We start from the raw sequence: 19,349 nt of genomic DNA, 5'->3' as shown, positions 1-19,349 counted from the left end.
GCCGGGGTCCGGGCCCTCCGGTGGAGCGGTGCGGGCACCGGCGCCTAGGATCGGGCGGGTGAAGCGGGCGGCTCTGATCGGGACCGTGCTGTGGGGGCTCTACCAGTGCTTCGGGAACCTCGGAGCGGCGAACATCTCGTCGGACGAGCCCGTGTACCTCGCCGCGGGGTGGGACTACCTGCACGGCGACGTGAGCGCGAACCTCGAGCATCCGCCGACGGCGAAGTACCTGATCGGGCTCGCGCAGGTGCTGCTCGGCGAGGGGCTGCTCGCGGGCAGGATCGCCGCCGGCGCGGCCGCGTTCCTCACCGGGGTGGTGCTCTGGCTCTGGTTCCGGCGCGAGCTCGGCCCGACGCTCGCGCTCGTCCCGGCCGGCCTGTTCCTCCTCCTCCCGCGCACCGCCGTGGGCGCCGGCACCCGGATCGACCGCCTCGCGCTCCTGGAGCCGTTCATGGTGCTCTTCGCCGTCGCGGCGATGGCGGCGGCGTGGACCTGGTCGCGCGCCTCGCCGGGCAGGCGGAGCGGCTGGCTGATCGCGCTGGCCGGTGCACTGCTGGCGCTGTCGGTCACCTCGAAGCTGACCACCGCGGTCCTCGCGCCCGTGCTCCTGCTGCCGCTGCTGTGGTCGGGGAGCAGGGCCCGGGCTCTGCGGGGCGGTCTCGCCCTCTCCGTCGCGTTCGTCGTCACCGGGGTGCTCGCCTACCTGCCGGTGCACCCGGTCGAGGCGGTCCGGTACCTGCTCGAGTTCCAGTCCGAGCACAACGCCGACGGCCACCTGATCGAGGTCGCCGGGACCGCGTACGTCTTCCCTCCGTGGTGGGCGAACCTCTGGTTCATGGTCGTCGGCATCGGGCCGGCGGCGCTCGCCGTGCTGCTCCTCGGGACCCTGCTGGCCCTGCTCGCTCCGCGGCGCCGCGCGCTGGTGCTCTACCTGGGCGCCGCGACGCTGCTCCTCCTCGTGTTCCACCTGGCGATCAGCTCGGTCGCGCTGCCGCACTACTACGCGGCGTGGGCGTGGCTCCTCTGCGCGCTGGCGGGCATCGGCATCGCGGAGGCGCTGCGCGGCGGGATCGTGCTGCCAGCACCCCTCGCCCGCGGCGTCGGCGCGGTGCTGGTGGCCGCCTCCCTCGTGATCGCGATCGCCACCTCGGCGGGGATCGCCCAGGAGCGGCCGACCGGGATCGCGCGGGTGGCCGACGTGCTGCGCGAGCGCGGCCTCGACGGCGGCCTGGTCCTCGCGCAGGGCATGTCCTCGGGCGTCTACGTGCCCTACATCGGCGACCGGGTGACGACCGATCCGTCGTCTGCCGGGATCGTCGCCATCGCGATCGAGCGGTCGGCGCGCTTCCCCGTCGATCCGCGCGTGTCCGCCTACCTCGAGTCGGCGCGGCCCGAGACGGTGCGGCTCGACGACCTCACCCTCGTGCTGGTCGACGGACCGCTGCCGTGACCGCTCACTTCGAGCGGCAGGCCCCCGGATCGACGGCGTCCGTCAGCGAGGCGGCCTGCTCGACCACGGGAGTGAGGACCGAGAGCGGGATGGCGTAGCCGACGTTGTCGACGGAGGCGGCCTTGCCGAAGACGACGCCCGACACGGTGCCCTCGAGAGAGAGCAGCGGGCCGCCAGAGTTGCCCTGGTTGACGACGGCGGCGAGGGTCAGCACCTCCCGTGAGGTCGGTGCTCCGTCGACCATCAGCGAGACCGTGGCGTCGGAGGAGATCTCGGCCGAGCCGAGGGTCAGCGGGCCGCCGAAGGGGTAGCCCGCGACCACGGCGTCGTCCCCGGCGGCGACGGCGTCGTCGAGCGGGAGCGGAGAGGCGTCGAGCCCGTCGACGGCGATCACGGCGAGGTCGGCGGCCGGGTCCAGGTAGACGACGCGGCCGGTGCGCGGGGCCTCGCCCGGCGCCTCGACGACCGGCTGCGAGACTCCGCCGACCACGTGCGCGTTGGTGATCACGCGGTCGTCCGAGACGACGAAGCCGCTGCCCGTCACTCCGACGTCACAGGCCCAGGCCGTGCCGGAGACGCGCACGACCGAGCGGGTGGCGGCGGCGACCTCCGGGTCGTCGGTCGAGACGTCCGGGATCGCGGGCGCCCGGGTGGGAGCGTCGAGCGCCTCGACGACCCACGACGTGCCCTCGTCGACCACGGTCGACTGCAGCTGGGCGAGGAAGGCGCGGACGGGGGAGGGGGTGAGGTCGTCGATCGTGCGGATGACCGTCGAGCCGGCGACCGAGGTCGTGACGAGGGGGACGCCGAGGAGGGAGACGGCCGAGGTGACGGCGATCCAGACCAGGCCGGAGATCGCGACGCCGGCGACGCCGCCCGCGAGCCGGTCGAGCAGGCCGAGCTTCACGCGGTCGGCTCCGCGGCCGATGACCGCGCCGAGCGTCGCTCCGATCGCGTAGCCGACGCCCAGCAGCAGCACGGCGGTGCCGATCACGGCGAGCAGGCGCCACTCGCTGCCGGCCGCCCACGACGAGACGGCGGGCACGGCGAACGAGGCGCCGATCGCGCCCGCGACGATCCCGGCGAGACCGCCGAGGGTCCGGAGCAGACCGCGCCGCAGACCGTCGACGAGCGCGCCGATGAGGCTCAGCACGACGATGACGTCGACGATCACGGATGCACCCACGCGGAACTCCTGCCGGTGTCGGGGACGGGTCCTCCAGCATGACCGACGCGGGATGCGCGGACGCCCGGAGGCGGCTGGCAGTCCGCGGCGGCCGCGGATGCGCGGGGGCGGCGGCGGCGGCGCGGGAGCCGGACACCGCCGGCCGCGCGCTGCCCCCACGGCGGTGCCGCCGGGAGGGCGGTGCCCCCTAGAAGAACGAGATGCAGTACGGCGTCGCGATCGGCGCGAACAGGCGGTCCATCCGCCCCGCCTCGCCCGTGACGCGCGCCAGCCCGGCCTTCGCCAGGATCGACGGCCGCACCGAGCCCAGCAGCAGCGAGCCCAGGTCGGCCACGTCCAGCGCGAGCTCGGCCTCGTCCCCGGTGCGCTCCACGGTGGCGGCGCCGCCCGAGGCGGTGAGGCGGTAGCGGCCGTCGGCGAGCCCGAGCCCGTCGGCCACCTCGACGACGACCGAGCCGTCAGCGGTCCACGGCCGGGCCGAGAACGCGGCGGCGACGTCGAGGATCCGCAGCCAGATCAGGTCGCCCACGTGGCTCACCTGCACCACGCGCGCGTCGCGGAGCGCCCAGGTCAGCGGATCGTCTACCGGCGCCATGTCCCAGGTCACCGCGGAGGCGAGGTCGACCGCGCCGAGGTAGCCCCAGAGCGCGAGGTAGGCGTCGGCGCCGGGGGCGACGAGGTCGACGATCTCGAGGGTCTTGTCGTCCTCGGGCCCGACCGCGCGGTAGGTCACGAAGCCGTCGAGCGTCCCCTCCTCGTCGAGGTGGACGGCCGAGCGGACGTCGAGGCCGGGCGTGGTCTCGCCGGACGCGGTGCCGACGGAGTTCGCCTCGTAGCGCGACTGGCGGGTCAGCGAGCCGGGGGTCGACGCCTGGAACGCGGCGAACACCGCGGGGATGCGCGGCTGCAGCCAGCTCGTCGCGACCACCTCGACGCGGCCGGCGGGCTCGGTCTGCAGGCCGAAGCGCGGTCCGGTGTCGACGCGGATCGAGCGGGTGAAGGCCGAGCGGCCGAAGCCGAACCGGCGGTAGATGGAGGCCTCGCTCGCCGTGAGCGCGGCGACCGGGGTGCCGGCCTCCTTCGCCAGGCGCAGGTCCTCGGTGATCATCGCGCGCAGGATGCCGCGGCGCCGGTGCGTGGGCCGCACGGTCACCTGCGACACCAGGTGCGCCGGCAGCTCGCGTCCGCCGCCGACCTGCAGGGCACCGGGGAACGCCGCGTAGGTGCCGACCGGCACGCCCGCGCCGTCGAGCCCCTCGGGGGCGGAGGAGTCGACGACCGCGGTGAGCACGCGCTGGTCGGCGACCATGTGCTCGGCCCAGTCGCGCAGCTTCTCCGGCGTGAACTCCTTCTCGTGGAAGCCCGCGTTGATCGCGGTGGCCCACGCGGCGGTGGCGGCGTCGGGACCGCCCTCGTCGTTCAGGGCGGCGGGGAAGCGGCGGAGGTCGAGACCGGTGAGAGGCATCCGTCCAGCCTATTCACCCGGGGTGCGCGGGGGCTGAACCGGTGCGCGAAGGGTCACCGCGACGGGCGCGCCCGTAACGCGGACCGCCGTCAGAGCACGGTCCACCGCTTCTCGAGCGCCGCGTCCACCGCCTCCGCGAGCTCGTCCAGCCGCCGGGAGTCGAGGCGCCCCGGGTCCGCGGCCGCCCGGATCCGCCCGCTCATCGCCGCGATCGCCGAGCGCCGCCGCGGCAGGGTCGCGGTGAACGCGCAGTCGCGCAGCAGCACCAGCAGCTCGCCCGCCCGGCCCTGCGCCTCCGCGAGGACCTCGAGCCGCCGCTCGAACGGCGACTCCGGGACCGTCACGCGCAGGAACCCGTCCGGATCCTGGAACGCCGCCGGCGGATCCGGGACCCGCGCGAGCAGCGCCAGTGCGGCGCCCAGCTCGTCCAGATCGCCCTCGTGCGCCAGCTCCCGCAGCCGCGAGTCCACGTCCTCGGCCGGCCCCGCCCCGAGCTCCACCGTCCGCAGCACGAGCGCGTCGAGCCGGTGCTCCTCCTCCTCGCCCGGGACCGACGGAGTCGCCGACCACCACGAGAGCACCGGAGTCGCGGCCACCGCGTGCTCGCCGATCCGCCGCTCCAGCGCGATCAGCAGGTCCTCCCGCGCGGCGAGCGCCACCAGCGCGTCCACGTCGACGTGGAGAAGGGTGCCCGAGGCGGGCGGCGCCACCAGCCGGCGTCCGGAGGGAGGGACGGTCTCCGCCCGCGTCCTCGCCCCGGGTCCGCGCCCGCTCGCCCGCAGGATCTCCTCCTCGAGGGTCCGCCGGGGTCGTCGTCGTCCGCTTCCGCGCGCCATGCCGTCACGCTACCGTCGGCCGCATGACCCGGTTCCTCGCACTCCTCCGCGGAGTGAACGTGAACGGCCGCACCGTCCGCAGCGCCGAGCTCGCCGAGACGGTCGCCGGGATCGGCGTGGACCGGGTGCGGACGGTCCTCGCGAGCGGCAACGCGGCCTTCGACTCCGACCGCCCGGCCGCCGAGCTGAAGCCCGCGCTCGAGGCTGCGCTCGCCGAGCGGTTCGGCTACGACGCCTGGATCGTGCTCGTGACGCAGGAGGCGCTCGCCGCGGTGCTCGCCGCCTACCCGTTCCCGCGGATCGACGAGGAGGCGCATCCGTACGTCGTCTTCGGCTCGGACGAGGAGGCGCTCGACGCCGCGCAGGCCGCGATCGGCGAGCCGGATCCGGCGGTCGAGCTCGTCACCCGGGGCGCCGGTGTCCTCTACTGGCGCTGCCCGCGCGGCTCCTCGACGGACACGCCGGTCGCACGGATCCTAGCCCGATCCGCCTACCGCTCGAGCACCACGACCCGGAACCTGCGCACCGTCGAGAGGCTCGCGACGGCGTGACGTCCGCGGCCGTGGCAGGGCCGTCGCCGGGCTCCGCGAGCGGCACCTCCGGGCGCCTCCGACCTCGGGAGGCGAGGAATCGGGGCTGAGAGCACGCACATTCTTTGGTTAGGCTGTCCTTAGTGCCGGTCCACTCGGACCCTGCGCCGCCTCCCGCACAGCCTCTCGAAAGGGACCCATGCCCCGCGCCACCACGCCCCTCGCCCTGCTCGCCGCCACCGCGCTGACGATCGGCCTCGCCGGCTGCAGCGGCTCGGCCGCCGGAGACGCCGCCGCCGCCGACAGCGGCTTCGCGCCGATCACGATCGAGCACGCTCTCGGCACCACCACCATCGAGTCGGCCCCCGAGCGCGTGGCGACGGTCAACTGGGCCAACCACGAGGTCCCGCTCGCGCTGGGCGTGGTCCCCGTGGGCATGGCCGCCGCCAACTTCGGCGACGACGACGGCGACGGGCTCCTCCCCTGGGTGAGCGAGAAGCTCGACGAGCTCGGCGCCGAGACCCCCGTCCTCTTCGACGAGACCGACGGCATCGACTTCGAGGCCGTCTCGGACACCGACCCGGACGTCATCCTCGCCGCCTACTCCGGCCTCACGCAGGAGGACTACGACACCCTGAGCGAGATCGCCCCCGTCGTCGCCTACCCCGAGACCGCCTGGGGCACCTCCTGGCGCGACATGATCACGCTGAACAGCGAGGCGATGGGCAGGGCCGACGAGGGCGCCGCCCTGATCACCGAGCTCGAGGGCGAGATCGAGGAGAAGGTCGCCGCGCACCCGCAGCTGGCCGGCACCTCGGCGATGTTCCTCACCCACGTCGACCCGACGGACCTCAGCCAGGTCAGCTTCTACACCTCGCACGACACCCGCCCCGCGTTCTTCGAGGACCTCGGCATGGCGACCCCGGGCAGCATCGCCACCGCCTCCGCCGCGACCGACAAGTTCTCGCTCACGCAGAGCGCCGAGCAGGCCGACGCCTTCAGCGACGTCGACGTGATCGTCACCTACGGCGACGACGAGCTCGTGAGCACCCTCAAGGCCGACCCGCTGCTCTCGCAGATCCCCGCGGTCGCCGACGACGCCATCGTGCGCCTGCCCTCCACCCCGCTCGGCACCGCCGCCAACCCGACGCCGCTCTCGATCTCGTGGGTCCTCGACGACTACCTGGACCTGCTCGACGAGGCCGCCGCCAAGGCCGCGCAGAGCACTCCGGCCGCCTGAGCCGGGATCCGACCCGCGTGACCCTCGCCGCTCCTCCCGCCGCCTCGGGCGTCGCCGCCGTGCGCCGCCCGAGGCGGCTGCGCGCCCTCTGGCTGGTCGCGGCCGTGGCCGTGCTGCTCGCCGCCGCCGTGGTCTCGGTGCTGGTGGGGTCGCGGGAGGTGGCGTGGAGCGACGTCGTCGCCGCGTTCGGCGGGTCCACGGACGGATTCGCGCAGGCCGCGGTCGCCAAGCGCATCCCGCGCACCGTGCTCGCCGCGATCGCGGGCGCGGCCCTCGGCGTCGCCGGCGTGCTGATGCAGGGGGTGACCCGCAATCCGCTGGCCGACCCCGGCATCCTCGGGGTGAACACCGGAGCCTCGCTCGCGGTCGTGACGGGCATCGTCTTCTTCGGGCTGACGAGCTCCGCCGCCTACGTCTGGGTCGCGATCGGCGGGGCCGCGGTCGCCGCGGTCTTCGTCTACACGGTCGGTTCGCTCGGGCGCGGCGGCGCGACTCCGCTCAAGCTCGCCCTGGCCGGCGCCGCCACCTCGGCCGCGCTGGTCTCGGTGATCAGCGCGATCGTCCTGCCGCGCGCCGACATCGCGGGCGGCATCCGCTCCTGGCAGATCGGCGGAGTGGGCGGCGCGACGTCCGCGAGCATCGCGCAGGTGTTCCCCTTCCTCCTGGCCGGCCTCGTCCTCTGCGTTCTCTCGGCCAAGAGCCTCAACACCCTCGCGCTCGGCGACGAGCTCGCCGCGGGCCTGGGGGAGCGGGTCGCCCTCGCGCGCGGCGGGGCCGCCCTGGGCGCGGTCGTGCTCTGCGGAGCGACGACCGCGGTCACCGGGCCCATCGGCTTCGTCGGCCTGGTCGTCCCGCACGCCTGCCGCCTCCTCGTCGGCGTGGACCACCGCTGGCTGCTGCCGTTCTCGGCGGTGACCGGCGCCGTGCTCCTGATCGCCGCCGACATCGTCGGCCGCGTCGTCGCGCGCCCGAGCGAGATCGATGTGGGCATCGTCACCGCGCTGGTCGGCGCCCCGGTGTTCATCGCGATCGTCCGCCGCCAGAAGGTGCGCGAGCTGTGACCGCGCTGCTCGAGGCGCCCTCCGCCACCGCCCGCGCCGTCGCGGCCGGCCGCCGCCGCCGCGGGGCCCGCCGCCGGATCGTCGTCGCCGTGCTCGCTGTCCTGATCGCGGCCGTCCTCGCCGTCTCCCTGCTGGTCGGCCAGACCGTCTACTCGCCCGACGAGGTGCTGCGCGTGATCCTCGGCGAGCAGGTCCCCGGGGCGAGCTTCACCGTCGGGCGCCTCCGCCTCCCGCGCGCCGTCCTCGCCCTGCTGGTGGGCCTGTGCTTCGGGCTCGGCGGAGTGAGCTTCCAGACCATGCTCCGCAACCCGCTCGCCAGCCCCGACATCATCGGGATCAGCGCCGGGGCGAGCGCCGCCGCGGCCTTCGCGATCGTGACGCTCTCGCTCGGGGCCGCGCAGGTCTCGGCCCTCGCGATCGTCTCTGGACTCGTGGTCGCCCTGCTCGTCTACGCCCTGTCCTACCGCAGCGGAGTCGCCGGCACCCGGCTGATCCTGATCGGCATCGGGGTCGCCGCGATGCTCGACTCCCTCACCGCCTACGTGCTCTCGCAGGCCGCCGCGTGGGACCTGCAGGAGGCGTCCCGCTGGCTCACCGGGAGCCTCAACGGCGCGAGCTGGAGCGAGGTCGTGCCGGTCCTCGCCGCGGTCGTCGTCCTCACTCCCGTCCTGCTCTCGCGCTCGCGCGATCTCTCCGCCACGCAGCTCGGCGACGACACCGCCTCCGCGCTCGGCATCCGCGTGAACGCCACCCGCCTCGTCGTGATCGTCGCGGCGGTCGGGCTGATCGCCTTCGCGACCGCCGCCGCCGGCCCGATCGCGTTCGTGGCCTTCCTCTCCGGCCCGATCGCCGCCCGCCTGATCGGGCCCGGCGCGTCGCTCCTCATCCCCTCGGCCCTCGTCGGCGCGCTGCTCGTGCTCGTCGCCGACTTCGTCGGGCAGTTCGGGCTGGGCCTGCGCTATCCGGTCGGAGTGGTCACCGGCGTCCTCGGGGCGCCGTACCTCGTCTACCTCATCGTCCGCAGCAACAGAGCGGGAGGCTCACTGTGACCACCGCGCACACCCTGACGGCCGAGGGGGTCACCCTCGGCTACGGCGACCGGACGGTCGTCGACGGCCTCGACCTCGTCGTCCCGCCCGGCCGCATCACCGCGATCGTCGGAGCGAACGCCTGCGGCAAGTCGACGCTCCTGCGCTCGATGTCGCGCCTGCTCGCGCCCCGCTCCGGCGCCGTGCTGCTCGACGGCAGGGCCGTGCACCGGACGCCGGCGAAGCAGCTCGCCCGCACGCTCGGCCTCCTCCCGCAGTCGCCGATCGCCCCGGAGGGCATCACCGTCGCGGATCTCGTCGGCCGAGGCCGCCATCCGCACCAGGGGATGCTGAGCCGCTGGAGCGCGCACGACGACGAGGCCGTCGCGACCGCGCTCGACGCGACCGACACCGCCGCCCTGGCCGACCGCTCCGTCGACGAGCTCAGCGGCGGGCAGCGCCAGCGCGTCTGGATCGCGATGGCCCTCGCGCAGGAGACCGACGTGCTGCTGCTGGACGAGCCGACCACCTTCCTCGACGTCAGCCACCAGATCGAGGTGCTCGACCTGCTCGTCGACCTCAACCGCACCCGCGGGACGACGGTGGTGATGGTGCTGCACGACCTCAACATGGCCGCCCGCTACGCCGACCACCTCGTGGCCATCGCGCACGGCGCGGTGCACGCCTCCGGCACCCCGGCCGCGGTGCTCACCGAGGAGACGGTGCTCGCCGTGTTCGGCCTCGACAGCCGCATCATCACCGACCCGACCTCGGGCACCCCGCTGATGCTCCCCCTCGGGCGGCACCGCCTCGCCCCCGAGCGGATCGACGCCCCCGGCGGCGCGCAGATGACGGACGTGTAAACGGTTCCACACGGCGGCCGGGGGGCGTATACGATACCTGCAGTCCGCGGCGGACGACCGTCATCGGCGGAACCGCCGAACGCCTGCCCCCGATCAGAGGTCCTCCCCGCCGTGACTGCATCCCCGACGCGCCCCGACGCCTCCGCCCTCCGCGGCGTCCGCGCGCTCCTGTTCGACCTCGACGGCGTGCTCACGCCGACCGCCGACGTCCACATGCAGGCCTGGTCGCGGCTGTTCACGGAGTACCTCTCCTCGCGCGGGATCGCCGAGGGCTACACCGACGCCGACTACTTCCGGTACATCGACGGACGCCCGCGGTACGACGGCGTCCGGGCGCTCCTCGCCTCGCGCGGCATCACCCTCCCCGAGGGCGCGCCCGAGGACGACCCGTCGCTCGAGACCGTCTGCGGGCTCGGCAACCGCAAGAACGACGCCTTCAACCGCACCCTCGCCGAGACCGGCGTCGCTCCCTACCCGGGCTCGCTCCGCTTCGTCGACGCCGCGATCGCCGCGGGCGTGCAGGTCGCCGTCGTCACCTCCTCCCGCAACGGCGTGCCGGTGCTCGAGGCGGCCGGCCTCCGCGACCGCTTCGAGGTCGTCGTGGACGGGCTCCTCGCCGCCGAGCGCTCGATCGCCGGCAAGCCCGCGCCCGACACCTACCTCTACGCGGCCGAGCTCCTCGGCCTCCCGGCCGCCGAGTGCGCCGTCCTCGAGGACGCGCACTCCGGAGTCGCGGCAGGCCGCGCGGGAGGCTTCGGCCTCGTCGTCGGCGTCGACCGCGGAGTCGGGGCCGACACCCTGCTCGAGCACGGCGCCGACCTGGTCGTGGACGACCTGGCCGAGCTGCTCCCCTTCCTCCCCACCGCTCCCGCCCCCGAGGACGCCGCATGAACCCCATCACCTCCGACCCGCTCGACCGGAACCGCTTCCCGATCGACGAGTGGGCCCTCGTCGAGACCGAGTTCGCCTCCGAGCTGCAGGGCCGCACCGAGACGCTCTTCGCCACCGGCAACGGCTACCTCGGCCTCCGCGGCAACGTGGAGGAGGGGCGCGACGGCTACGCCTACGGCACCTTCATCAACGGGTTCCACGAGACCTGGCCCATCCGCCACGCGGAGGAGGCGTTCGGCTTCGCCCGCGTCGGCCAGACCATCGTCAACGTGCCGGACGCCAAGATCATCCGCCTCTACGTCGACGACGAGCCCTTCGTGCTGAGCGAGGCCGACGTCCTCGCCTACTCGCGCCGCCTCGACTTCGCGAACGGCGTGCTCACCCGCGAGCTGGAGTGGCGCACCCCCTCCGGCAAGCGCGTCCTGATCCGCTCGCGCCGCCTGGTCTCGTTCACCGACCGGCACCTCGCGATCCTCGACTACGAGGTCGAGATGCTCGACCACGACGCGTCCGTGCTGATCTCGAGCCAGATCCTCAACCGCCAGGACGGCGTCGACGAGTACCACGCCCCCTCCGGCAGCGAGGGGGCCGGCTTCGACCCGCGCAAGGCGGAGTCGTTCGAGGACCGCGTGCTCCAGCCGCGCCTCAAGCGCGTCAGCGGCACCCGCTACCTCCTCGGCTACCGGACCACCAACTCCCAGATGACCGTCGCCTGCGGCGCCGAGCACCAGCTCGAGACCGAGAACGAGTGGGACCAGACCTCCCAGATCGACGACGACCTCGCCAAGCACGTCTACCGCGTGAAGGCCAAGGCCGGCCGGCCGGTCCGCCTGGTCAAGACGCTGACCTACCACACCTCCCGCGGCGTGCCCGTGCGCGAGCTCGCCGACCGCTGCGACCGCACGCTCGACCGCGCCCGCGAGACGCCGGTCGAAGAGCAGTTCGTCAAGCAGCGCGAGTGGCTGGACGACTTCTGGACCCGCTCCGACGTGCAGCTGGACGGCCAGCCCGCGATCCAGCAGGCCACCCGCTGGAACCTCTTCCAGCTCGCCCAGTCCACCGCCCGCACCGACGGCGGCGGAGTCGCGGCCAAGGGCGTCTCGGGCTCCGGCTACGGCGGCCACTACTTCTGGGACACCGAGGTCTACGTCCTCCCGTTCCTCAGCTACACGGCGCCCCTCGTCGCCAGGAACGCCCTGCGCTTCCGGCAGAACATGCTCGAGGCCGCCCGCGCGCGCGCCTCCGAGCTCAACCAGCGCGGCGCGCTCTTCCCCTGGCGCACCATCAACGGGCAGGAGTCGTCGGCGTACTACGCCGCCGGCACCGCTCAGTACCACATCGACGCCGACATCTCCTACGCGCTCATGCAGTACGTGGGTGCCACGGGCGACGACGACTTCCTCGCCCGCGGAGCGATCGACATCCTCGTCGAGACCGCGCGGATGTGGGCCGATCTGGGCTTCTGGCGCAGCAACGGCGACGATCACTTCCACATCCACGGAGTGACGGGGCCGGACGAGTACACGACCGTCGTCAACGACAACCTGTACACGAACGTCATGGCCCGGGCGAACCTCCGCTCGGCCGCACGCGCCGTCGAGCTGCTGAAGGCCGTCGAGCCCGCCGCGTACGAGCGGATGGCCGACCGCCTCGCTCTCGACGAGGGCGAGGTGCTCGAGTGGGCGCGCGCCGCCGAGAAGATGCACATCCCCTTCGACGCGCGGGCGGGCATCCACCCGCAGGACGCGGCCTTCCTCGAGAAGGAGCTGTGGGACCTCGAGAACACCCCCGCGAGCAAGCGCCCGCTGCTGCTGCACTTCCACCCGCTGGTGATCTACCGCTTCCAGGTGCTCAAGCAGGCCGACGTCGTGCTCGCGCTGCTGCTGCAGGGCAACGAGTTCACCGCCGAGCAGAAGCGCGCCGACTTCGAGTACTACGACGCGCTGACCACCGGCGACTCGACCCTCTCGGCCGTCGTGCAGTCGATCATCGCCGCCGAGGTCGGCTACAGCGACCTGGCCCGCCACTACTTCCTGTCGGCGCTGTTCGTCGACCTCGCCGACCTGCACCGCAACACCGCGGACGGCATCCACGTCGCCTCGACGGGCGGCGTCTGGAGCGCCCTCGTCTACGGCTTCGGCGGGATGCGCGACCACGGCGGCCGGATCACGCTCGATCCGCGCCTTCCCGACGACTGGGACCGCCTCGCCTTCCGCATCACCCTCCACGGCACGCGCGTGCGCGTCGAGGTGACGCAGACCGAGGTCCTGCTGACGGTCGAGACCGGCGACTCCGCCGCGATCACCGTCCGCGACGAGCGCGTGCACGTCGCCGCCGGCAGCCCCGTGCGCGTCCCGCTCACGCACCAGGGCCGCCGCCTGCACGGCGCGCCGACCACGTCCGACATCGAGGGCACCCGCCGCTCCGACGGCACCGTGATCACCGCCTCGATCCCCACCATCTCGATGACCCCCGAGCCCGAGGTCCTGACCGGGCCCTGAGCGGCTCCGTGAACATCGCCCATCACGCACGAGACCCCCGGCCGGAACCGGGGGTCTCGTGCGTCGCGGGCGGGCGGAGCCGCCCGGACCGGATGCGTCAGGCGGAGGCGAGCAGCGACTTCAGCGCCGACGTGAAGAACGTCAGCCCGTCCACACCCGAGCGCATCGCGGCGGCCGTGTCGGGCCCGAAGCCCTCCTCGACGGCGTGCTCCGGGTGCGGCATGAGCCCCACCACATTGCCGCGGCGGTTGCTGATGCCGGCGATGTCGTTCATGGAGCCGTTCGGGTTGTGGCCGAGGTAGCGGACGACGACGCGTCCCTCCGCCTCGAGCTCGAGCAGCGTGTCGGCCGAGGCGATGTAGCCGCCCTCGCCGTTCTTCAGCGGGATCGTGATCTCCTGGCCGGGCTCGAAGCCGTTCGTCCAGGCGGTCTCGGTGCTCGCGACCATCAGGCGCTGGTCGCGGCAGACGAAGGATCCGATGTCGTTCGCGATCAGGCCGCCGGGCAGCAGGTGCGCCTCGGTGAGCATCTGGAAGCCGTTGCAGATGCCGAGGACCGGGGTCCCGGCGTTCGCCGCGTCGACGACCTCGCGCATGATCGGGGAGTGGGAGGCGATGGCGCCGCAGCGCAGGTAGTCGCCGTAGGAGAAGCCGCCGGGCAGGACGATCGCGTCGACGCCGTCGAGGTCGTGGTCGCCGTGCCACAGCGCGACCGGCTCCGCACCCGCGAACCGGACGGCGCGCTGGGCGTCGCGGTCGTCGAGCGAGCCGGGGAAGGTGATGACGCCGATCCTCATCGGGCGGCCTCCGCCGGGTAGTGGATCCCGACGACGTCCTCGATCACCGAGTTCGAGAGCATCTCGTCGGCGATGCGCTGCACCGAGGCGCGCACCTCGTCGGTCACCTCGTCGACGGTGATCTCGAAGCGCTTGCCCACCCGCACGCCGTGGAGGGCGGAGTGGCCCAGCCGCGCGAGCGCGCCGGCGACGGCCTTCCCCTGCGGGTCGAGCAGCTCGGCCTTGGGCATGACTTCAACGACGATCGTGGGCACCGTGTTCTCCGGAGTCTCGGGGGAGTGCGGTCTTCCGCGCGACCATCGTACCCGCGGGGGTCCCCGCGATCGGCGGCGCTCAGGAGGTCGTGACGCGGATCGCGTTCGCCCAGGGGTCCTCGAAGGCGAGGGTGCGGCCGTCGTCGCGGGTGGCGACTCCGGAGCGGGCCAGCCGCTCGCCGAGCGCGCCGAGGTCGTCGGCGCCGGGCACCACGATCTCCACCTGTCCGAGGCCGAGGGCCTGCTGCCGGCGTCCGGCGCCCGCCGAGTTCCAGGTGTTCATCGCCATGTGGTGGTGGTAGCCGCCCGCCGAGACGAAGAGCGCCTGCCCGCCGTACGCGATCGTCGTCTCGAAGCCGAGCCGGTCGACGTAGAACTCCTTCGCCGTGGCGACGTCGCCCACGCTCAGGTGCACGTGGCCGACGGAGGCGCCGCCGAGGCGCGGCTGCGCGATCGACTCCTCGGTGAGGTGCTCCTGCAGGAACGCGTTCGGGTCGAGGAAGAGCGTGCTCATCTCGATCCGCCCGTGCGTCCACGACCACTGCGTACGGTCGCGGTCCCAGTAGAGCTCGACGCCGTTGTGCTCGGGGTCGTCGAAGTAAAAGGCCTTGCTGACCAGGTGGTCGGAGCTGCCGGTGAAGGAGCCGGGGTGCCGGCTCGCGACGCTGTACACGGCCGCGGCGAGCGCCGCCTCCGATTCGAAGAGGATCGCCGTGTGGAAGAGGCCGGCGCTGCGCGGCGAGGCGTGCACCAGCTCGGGCGCGTGCTGGAGGATCACGGCCGGCACTCCGCCGCGGCCGAGCACCGCGACCGGTCCGTCGTGCGAGAGCAGCTCGAGCGTCACGGCGTCGCGGTAGTAGGCGATCATCCCGTCGAGGTCGGCGACGCGGAGGGTCACCGCGCCCATCGCGGTGTCGGGAGCGAGCAGGTCGGGGGAGGAGGTGGTCACGGCGGAGACGCTACCTGCTTTTGGTTGAAGCTACAACCATTCAGAGGGGCGAGCGCTCATAGGAACCGCATAAGCATCGTCCAGGCGGCGCCGGGAGGCCGGGCGTGGAATGGGAACCGGTCGCCGTCAGGGGCGGCCCCGGCACGAGGACGACACCATGAACGAGCGACACGAATCCGACGAGCGAGAGCTCACCGACCAGCCCGCCACCACCGAGGCGACGGGCGCCGACGAGGTGCGCGCGCTGCGCGCGGACGACCGCCGTCGTCGTCGTCGGGCGCTGATCGCCGGCGGCCTCGGCCTCGCCGTGCTGATCGGAGTGACAGCAGGCGGAGTCGCCACCGCCGGCCGCACCGAGGCGGCCTCCTCCGCCTCGGCCGGCGCCGCTACGATCGTCTACCCCGGCGGCTCGCGGGGATCCTTCGGCGGCGGGTACGTGATCGTCCCCTCCTGGGGCGGATCGACGCAGGGCGGATCGACGCAGGGCGGCTCGACGCAGGGCGGCTCCTCCCCGTACGGCTCGACGCAGGGCGGCTCCTCCGCCGCCGAGCCGGCCACCGGCGCGACCGACGCCGTGGCCGCGAGCACCGCGCAGACCGCCGGCGTCGTCACGATCACCTCCGAGCTCACCTACCAGGGCGCCCGCTCGGCCGGCACCGGCATGATCCTCACCTCCGACGGCATGATCCTCACCAACAACCACGTCGTCGAGGGCGCCACCGCGATCTCGGTCACGGTGGAGTCGACGGGCCGCAGCTACACCGCCCGCGTCGTCGGCACCGACGCGACGAACGACGTCGCCGTCCTGCAGCTGGAGGACGCCTCCGGCCTCACCCCCGCCTCGCTCGACACGGACGGGGTCGCTGTGGGCGACACCGTGACCGCCGTCGGCAACGCGGGAGGGACGGGCGACCTGGTCGCCGCCACCGGCACGGTCACCGGTCTCGATCAGCAGATCACCACCCGCTCCGAGTCGGGGATCTCCGCCGAGACGCTGACCGGGCTGATCCAGACGGACGCAGACATCGTCTCCGGCGACTCCGGCGGCCCGCTCGTCGACTCCGCCGGCCGCGTCGTGGGGATGGACACCGCCGCCTCCAGCGGGACGGTCGACATCACCGGCTTCGCGATCCCGATCTCGAAGGCCCTGGACATCGTGGCCACCATCGAGGCGGGCGCCGACACGGCCACCGTCGAGATCGGCTATCCGGCCTTCCTCGGCGTCTCCCTCTCCTCCGGCACCGCGTCGCCGACCTCGCGCGCGCTCGCGACCACCGCGTCCGGCGCCGTGATCGGCGGAGTCGTCGAGGGCGGGCCGGCCGCGCAGGCGGGCCTCGAGGCGGGGGACGTCGTCACCGCGGTCGACGGGGTCACCGTCGCCTCGGCCGACCAGCTGTCCGCCTCGCTCGCGCAGCGCGAGCCCGGGGAGTCGGTGACGATCTCGTGGACCGACTCCGCGGGCGCCGCCCGCTCCGCCCAGGTCGTGCTGGTCGAGGGTCCGGTCGCCTGATCGGAGCCTCCGCGTGGCCGCCGGAGCGTTCCCGGCCGTTCACCCGGACGAGCGCGCCACGCCGCCCGTTGTTTTGATCCGCTCAAGACAACTCGGGTAGTGTCCTCGGCATGACGACAGTGGACGAGCGGCTCCGAGCCTCCGGGCTCAAGGTCACCGCCACCCGGCGCGCGGTGCTCCTCGCTCTCGAGGAGCACCCGCACTCCGGGGTGGACGCGGTCCTGGCCCGAGTGCGCGAGGGCCTCCCCGAGGCTTCGGCCCAGGCGGTCTACGGAGTGCTCTCGGCGTTCACCGACGCCGGGATCGTCCGCCGCATCGAGCCGGAGGGCCACCCCCGCCGGTTCGAGCTGCGGGTCGGCGACAACCACCACCACGTGGTGTGCCGGCGCTGCGGGGCCGTGGCCGACGTCGACTGCGTCGTCGGGGAGGCGCCGTGCCTGCATCCGCAGACCGCGAGCGGCTTCGCCGTGGACACCGCCGACGTCACGTTCTGGGGCACCTGCCCCGACTGCCTGGCCCTGGCCCACTGACCGACATCCGCTACACCGCAGCGGCGGGCCCCGTGCCCCTCGCCGACAGGAGGAACATGACCGAGGAACGATTCACCACCACGAACTCCGGAGCACCGGTCGCGAGTGACGACCACTCGCTGAGCGTCGGAGCCGACGGACCCCTCGCGCTCCACGACCACTACCTCGTCGAGAAGCTGGCCCAGTTCAACCGCGAGCGCATCCCGGAGCGGGTCGTCCACGCCAAGGGCGGCGGAGCCTTCGGACGCTTCACCACCACCGCCGACGTCAGCGCCTACACGCGTGCCGCGCTCTTCCAGCCCGGAGTCGAGACCGAGATGCTCGCGCGGTTCTCCACGGTCGCCGGCGAGCAGGGCTCGCCCGACACCTGGCGCGACCCCCGCGGCTTCGCGCTGAAGTTCTACACGAGCGAGGGCAACTACGACCTCGTCGGCAACAACACCCCCGTCTTCTTCATCCGCGACGGCATCAAGTTCCCCGACTTCATCCGCTCGCAGAAGCGCCTGCCCGGCAGCCACCTGCGCGACCACGACATGCAGTGGGACTTCTGGACCCTCTCGCCCGAGTCGGCCCACCAGGTCACATGGCTCATGGGCGACCGCGGCCTCCCCTCCTCGTGGCGGCACATGGACGGCTTCGGCTCGCACACCTACCAGTGGATCAACGCCGCCGGCGAGCGCTTCTGGGTCAAGTACCACTTCAAGACCGATCAGGGCGTCGAGATCCTGAGCCAGGAGCAGGCCGACCAGATCGCCGGTGAGGACGCGGACTTCCACATCCGCGACCTGTCCTCCGCCATCGACCGCGGCGACTTCCCCTCGTGGACGCTGTCAGTGCAGGTCATGCCGTACGAGGACGCGAAGAGCTACCGGTTCAACCCGTTCGACCTCACCAAGGTCTGGCCCCACGCGGACTACCCGCTGATCCAGGTCGGCACCATGACGCTCGACAGGAACCCCGAGAACTACTTCGCGCAGATCGAGCAGGCGGCGTTCGCCCCCTCGAACTTCGTGCCCGGGATCGCGGCAAGCCCCGACAAGATGCTCCTCGCGCGCATCTTCAGCTACGCCGACGCGCACCGCTACCGCGTGGGGACCAACCACGCGCAGCTGCCGGTGAACGCGCCGAAGTCGCCGGTGCACTCGTACTCGAAGGACGGCCCCATGCGGTTCGACTTCCAGAAGTCCGAGGTGCCCGTCTACGCGCCGAACACGATGGGCGGCGCCCACGCCGATCCCGCCCGGGCGGCGGAGTCGGCCGGCTGGGAGACCGACGGCGAGCTGACGCGCGCCGCGGCGACCCTCCACCCGGAGGACGACGACTTCGGTCAGGCGGGGACGCTCTACCGCGAGGTCCTCGACGACGACGCGCGCGCCCGCCTGGTCGCGAACATCGCCGGCCACGTGTCGAAGGTCACCCGTCCGGAGCTGCGGCAGCGCGTGCTCCAGTACTGGGCGAACGTCGACTCGTCGCTCTCGCAGCGCGTCGCCGAGGCGCTCGAGCCCGCGGCTCCCGGTGCGGACGTCTCCCCCGAGGCGGTCGGCATCGGGGCGTAGTCCCGGCATCCCCTCGAGGAGCGCGCGGTACCGGAGCGATCCGGGTCGCGCGCTCCTCGTCGTTTCCGGGGAGGGTCCTTCCACTCGGTGGAGTCGGATCCCGCGCGCGGGTGCCCGCCTCGGTCCGATGCAGCCGGCTCGGACCCCGGATCCGCCCGCGGAACCGGGCGCCGACGGGGAGGACCCCTGATCCCGACACGCCCGGGATGTGCGATTTCGGCCCGTCGTTTGACAGCACCGCGATCGCTGCGTAACTTATTCCGAGTCGCCACAAAGGCCGCAGGGAAACGGAAAGAGCAGCAGCTCCTACGTCCCGGCCTCAATCGGGACCATCCACTCGGCAAGACAGCTTTTCGGAGCAGGTCTGCCGCACGGATGTAAAGCCTTCGCAGGATCCCTCGGATCCAGCAACTTCGCCGCCCGGCGCAGGACTCAGGTCCTGAACCGAGCAACGTCGGAGCGCCTATGAGCGTGACGACATCGCGAAGAAGCCGGATTTGACACGGCCTGCGGATGTGCTAAGTTATACAAGTTGCCACGGCGACAGGGGAAAGAAACTTCTCCTAGTCTACCGAGAAGACGCGTATGACGCAAGCAACAAATTCTTCGATCACTTTCGTTGTGAAGCACCGTTCTGGTGTGGAGGCGGGATGTGTCCGATTCTTGAGAACTCAACAGCGTGCACTATGTTCAATGCCAATTT

The 19,349-nt window shown here is 72.9% G+C and carries 17 protein-coding genes; 11 read left to right on the top strand and 6 right to left on the bottom strand.

The window, feature by feature from the left end:
- The first annotated feature begins 58 nt into the window (after positions 1-58).
- Complete coding sequence (locus tag C5C95_RS13205; protein ID WP_181125682.1) at positions 59-1,450, top strand: glycosyltransferase family 39 protein; 1,392 nt, start codon at positions 59-61, stop codon at positions 1,448-1,450.
- Between the two features lie 4 nt (positions 1,451-1,454).
- Here C5C95_RS13205 and C5C95_RS13200 read toward each other — a convergent pair whose 3' ends face one another.
- The 3 genes from C5C95_RS13200 to C5C95_RS13190 all read right to left on the bottom strand — a co-directional run bounded on the left by C5C95_RS13200 (position 1,455) and on the right by C5C95_RS13190 (position 4,937).
- On the bottom strand, positions 1,455-2,636 hold the full coding sequence (locus C5C95_RS13200) for a MarP family serine protease (RefSeq protein ID WP_258072670.1): 1,182 nt from the start codon (positions 2,634-2,636) through the stop codon (positions 1,455-1,457).
- Between the two features lie 187 nt (positions 2,637-2,823).
- Complete coding sequence (locus C5C95_RS13195; RefSeq protein ID WP_104324613.1) at positions 2,824-4,101, bottom strand: GNAT family N-acetyltransferase; 1,278 nt, start codon at positions 4,099-4,101, stop codon at positions 2,824-2,826.
- A gap of 89 nt (positions 4,102-4,190) precedes the next feature.
- Positions 4,191-4,937 carry a DUF2254 family protein gene (locus C5C95_RS13190; protein ID WP_104324612.1) on the bottom strand — a complete coding sequence of 249 codons (747 nt, stop codon included), beginning with the start codon at positions 4,935-4,937 and terminating at the stop codon, positions 4,191-4,193.
- A 23-nt stretch (positions 4,938-4,960) separates the two neighbouring features.
- On the opposite strand from C5C95_RS13190, the gene C5C95_RS13185 reads away from it, so the two are divergent.
- From C5C95_RS13185 to C5C95_RS13155, 7 genes are all read left to right on the top strand, one after another.
- Positions 4,961-5,488: a DUF1697 domain-containing protein gene (locus C5C95_RS13185; RefSeq protein ID WP_104225684.1), complete on the top strand. Its 528-nt coding sequence runs from the start codon at positions 4,961-4,963 to the stop codon at positions 5,486-5,488.
- Between the two features lie 178 nt (positions 5,489-5,666).
- Positions 5,667-6,707: an iron-siderophore ABC transporter substrate-binding protein gene (locus tag C5C95_RS13180; protein WP_104324611.1), complete on the top strand. Its 1,041-nt coding sequence runs from the start codon at positions 5,667-5,669 to the stop codon at positions 6,705-6,707.
- A 17-nt stretch (positions 6,708-6,724) separates the two neighbouring features.
- Positions 6,725-7,768 (top strand): iron ABC transporter permease, encoded by a 1,044-nt coding sequence (locus C5C95_RS13175; RefSeq protein WP_104324610.1) that lies wholly within the window; start codon positions 6,725-6,727, stop codon positions 7,766-7,768.
- Positions 7,765-8,817 carry an iron ABC transporter permease gene (locus C5C95_RS13170; RefSeq protein ID WP_258072669.1) on the top strand — a complete coding sequence of 351 codons (1,053 nt, stop codon included), beginning with the start codon at positions 7,765-7,767 and terminating at the stop codon, positions 8,815-8,817. Before C5C95_RS13175 ends, C5C95_RS13170 begins: the two co-directional genes overlap by 4 nt.
- Positions 8,814-9,659 (top strand): ABC transporter ATP-binding protein, encoded by an 846-nt coding sequence (locus C5C95_RS13165; RefSeq protein ID WP_104222740.1) that lies wholly within the window; start codon positions 8,814-8,816, stop codon positions 9,657-9,659. The genes C5C95_RS13170 and C5C95_RS13165 overlap by 4 nt, the downstream gene beginning before the upstream one ends.
- Positions 9,660-9,770: 111 nt before the next feature.
- Positions 9,771-10,550: an HAD family phosphatase gene (locus tag C5C95_RS13160; protein ID WP_104222739.1), complete on the top strand. Its 780-nt coding sequence runs from the start codon at positions 9,771-9,773 to the stop codon at positions 10,548-10,550.
- Positions 10,547-13,051, top strand: a complete 2,505-nt coding sequence (locus tag C5C95_RS13155) for a glycoside hydrolase family 65 protein (RefSeq protein ID WP_104222738.1) — start codon at positions 10,547-10,549, stop codon at positions 13,049-13,051. The genes C5C95_RS13160 and C5C95_RS13155 overlap by 4 nt, the downstream gene beginning before the upstream one ends.
- A 97-nt stretch (positions 13,052-13,148) precedes the next feature.
- Here C5C95_RS13155 and purQ read toward each other — a convergent pair whose 3' ends face one another.
- The 3 genes from purQ to C5C95_RS13140 form a co-directional block, all read right to left on the bottom strand.
- On the bottom strand, positions 13,149-13,847 hold the full coding sequence (gene purQ, locus C5C95_RS13150; RefSeq protein WP_104222737.1) for a phosphoribosylformylglycinamidine synthase subunit PurQ: 699 nt from the start codon (positions 13,845-13,847) through the stop codon (positions 13,149-13,151).
- Positions 13,844-14,101 carry a phosphoribosylformylglycinamidine synthase subunit PurS gene (gene purS, locus C5C95_RS13145; protein WP_104222736.1) on the bottom strand — a complete coding sequence of 86 codons (258 nt, stop codon included), beginning with the start codon at positions 14,099-14,101 and terminating at the stop codon, positions 13,844-13,846. Before purS ends, purQ begins: the two co-directional genes overlap by 4 nt.
- A gap of 79 nt (positions 14,102-14,180) precedes the next feature.
- Complete coding sequence (locus C5C95_RS13140; RefSeq protein ID WP_104222842.1) at positions 14,181-15,008, bottom strand: VOC family protein; 828 nt, start codon at positions 15,006-15,008, stop codon at positions 14,181-14,183.
- A 199-nt stretch (positions 15,009-15,207) separates the two neighbouring features.
- Between C5C95_RS13140 and C5C95_RS17155 the strand changes: the two genes are divergently transcribed.
- From C5C95_RS17155 to C5C95_RS13125, 3 genes are all read left to right on the top strand, one after another.
- Positions 15,208-16,560: a S1C family serine protease gene (locus C5C95_RS17155; protein ID WP_146087086.1), complete on the top strand. Its 1,353-nt coding sequence runs from the start codon at positions 15,208-15,210 to the stop codon at positions 16,558-16,560.
- A 110-nt stretch (positions 16,561-16,670) separates the two neighbouring features.
- Positions 16,671-17,090, top strand: coding sequence for a Fur family transcriptional regulator (locus C5C95_RS13130; RefSeq protein ID WP_104222735.1), 420 nt, complete (start codon positions 16,671-16,673; stop codon positions 17,088-17,090).
- 56 nt (positions 17,091-17,146) lie between these two features.
- A complete protein-coding gene (locus tag C5C95_RS13125; RefSeq protein WP_104319373.1) occupies positions 17,147-18,646 on the top strand; it encodes a catalase in 1,500 nt (499 codons plus the stop codon).
- Positions 18,647-19,349: the final 703 nt, after the last annotated feature.

The sequence above is a fragment of the Rathayibacter sp. AY1B7 genome, assembly GCF_002932735.1.
GTDB lineage: Bacteria > Actinomycetota > Actinomycetes > Actinomycetales > Microbacteriaceae > Rathayibacter.
This window is presented reverse-complemented; position numbering and strand designations above follow the sequence as displayed.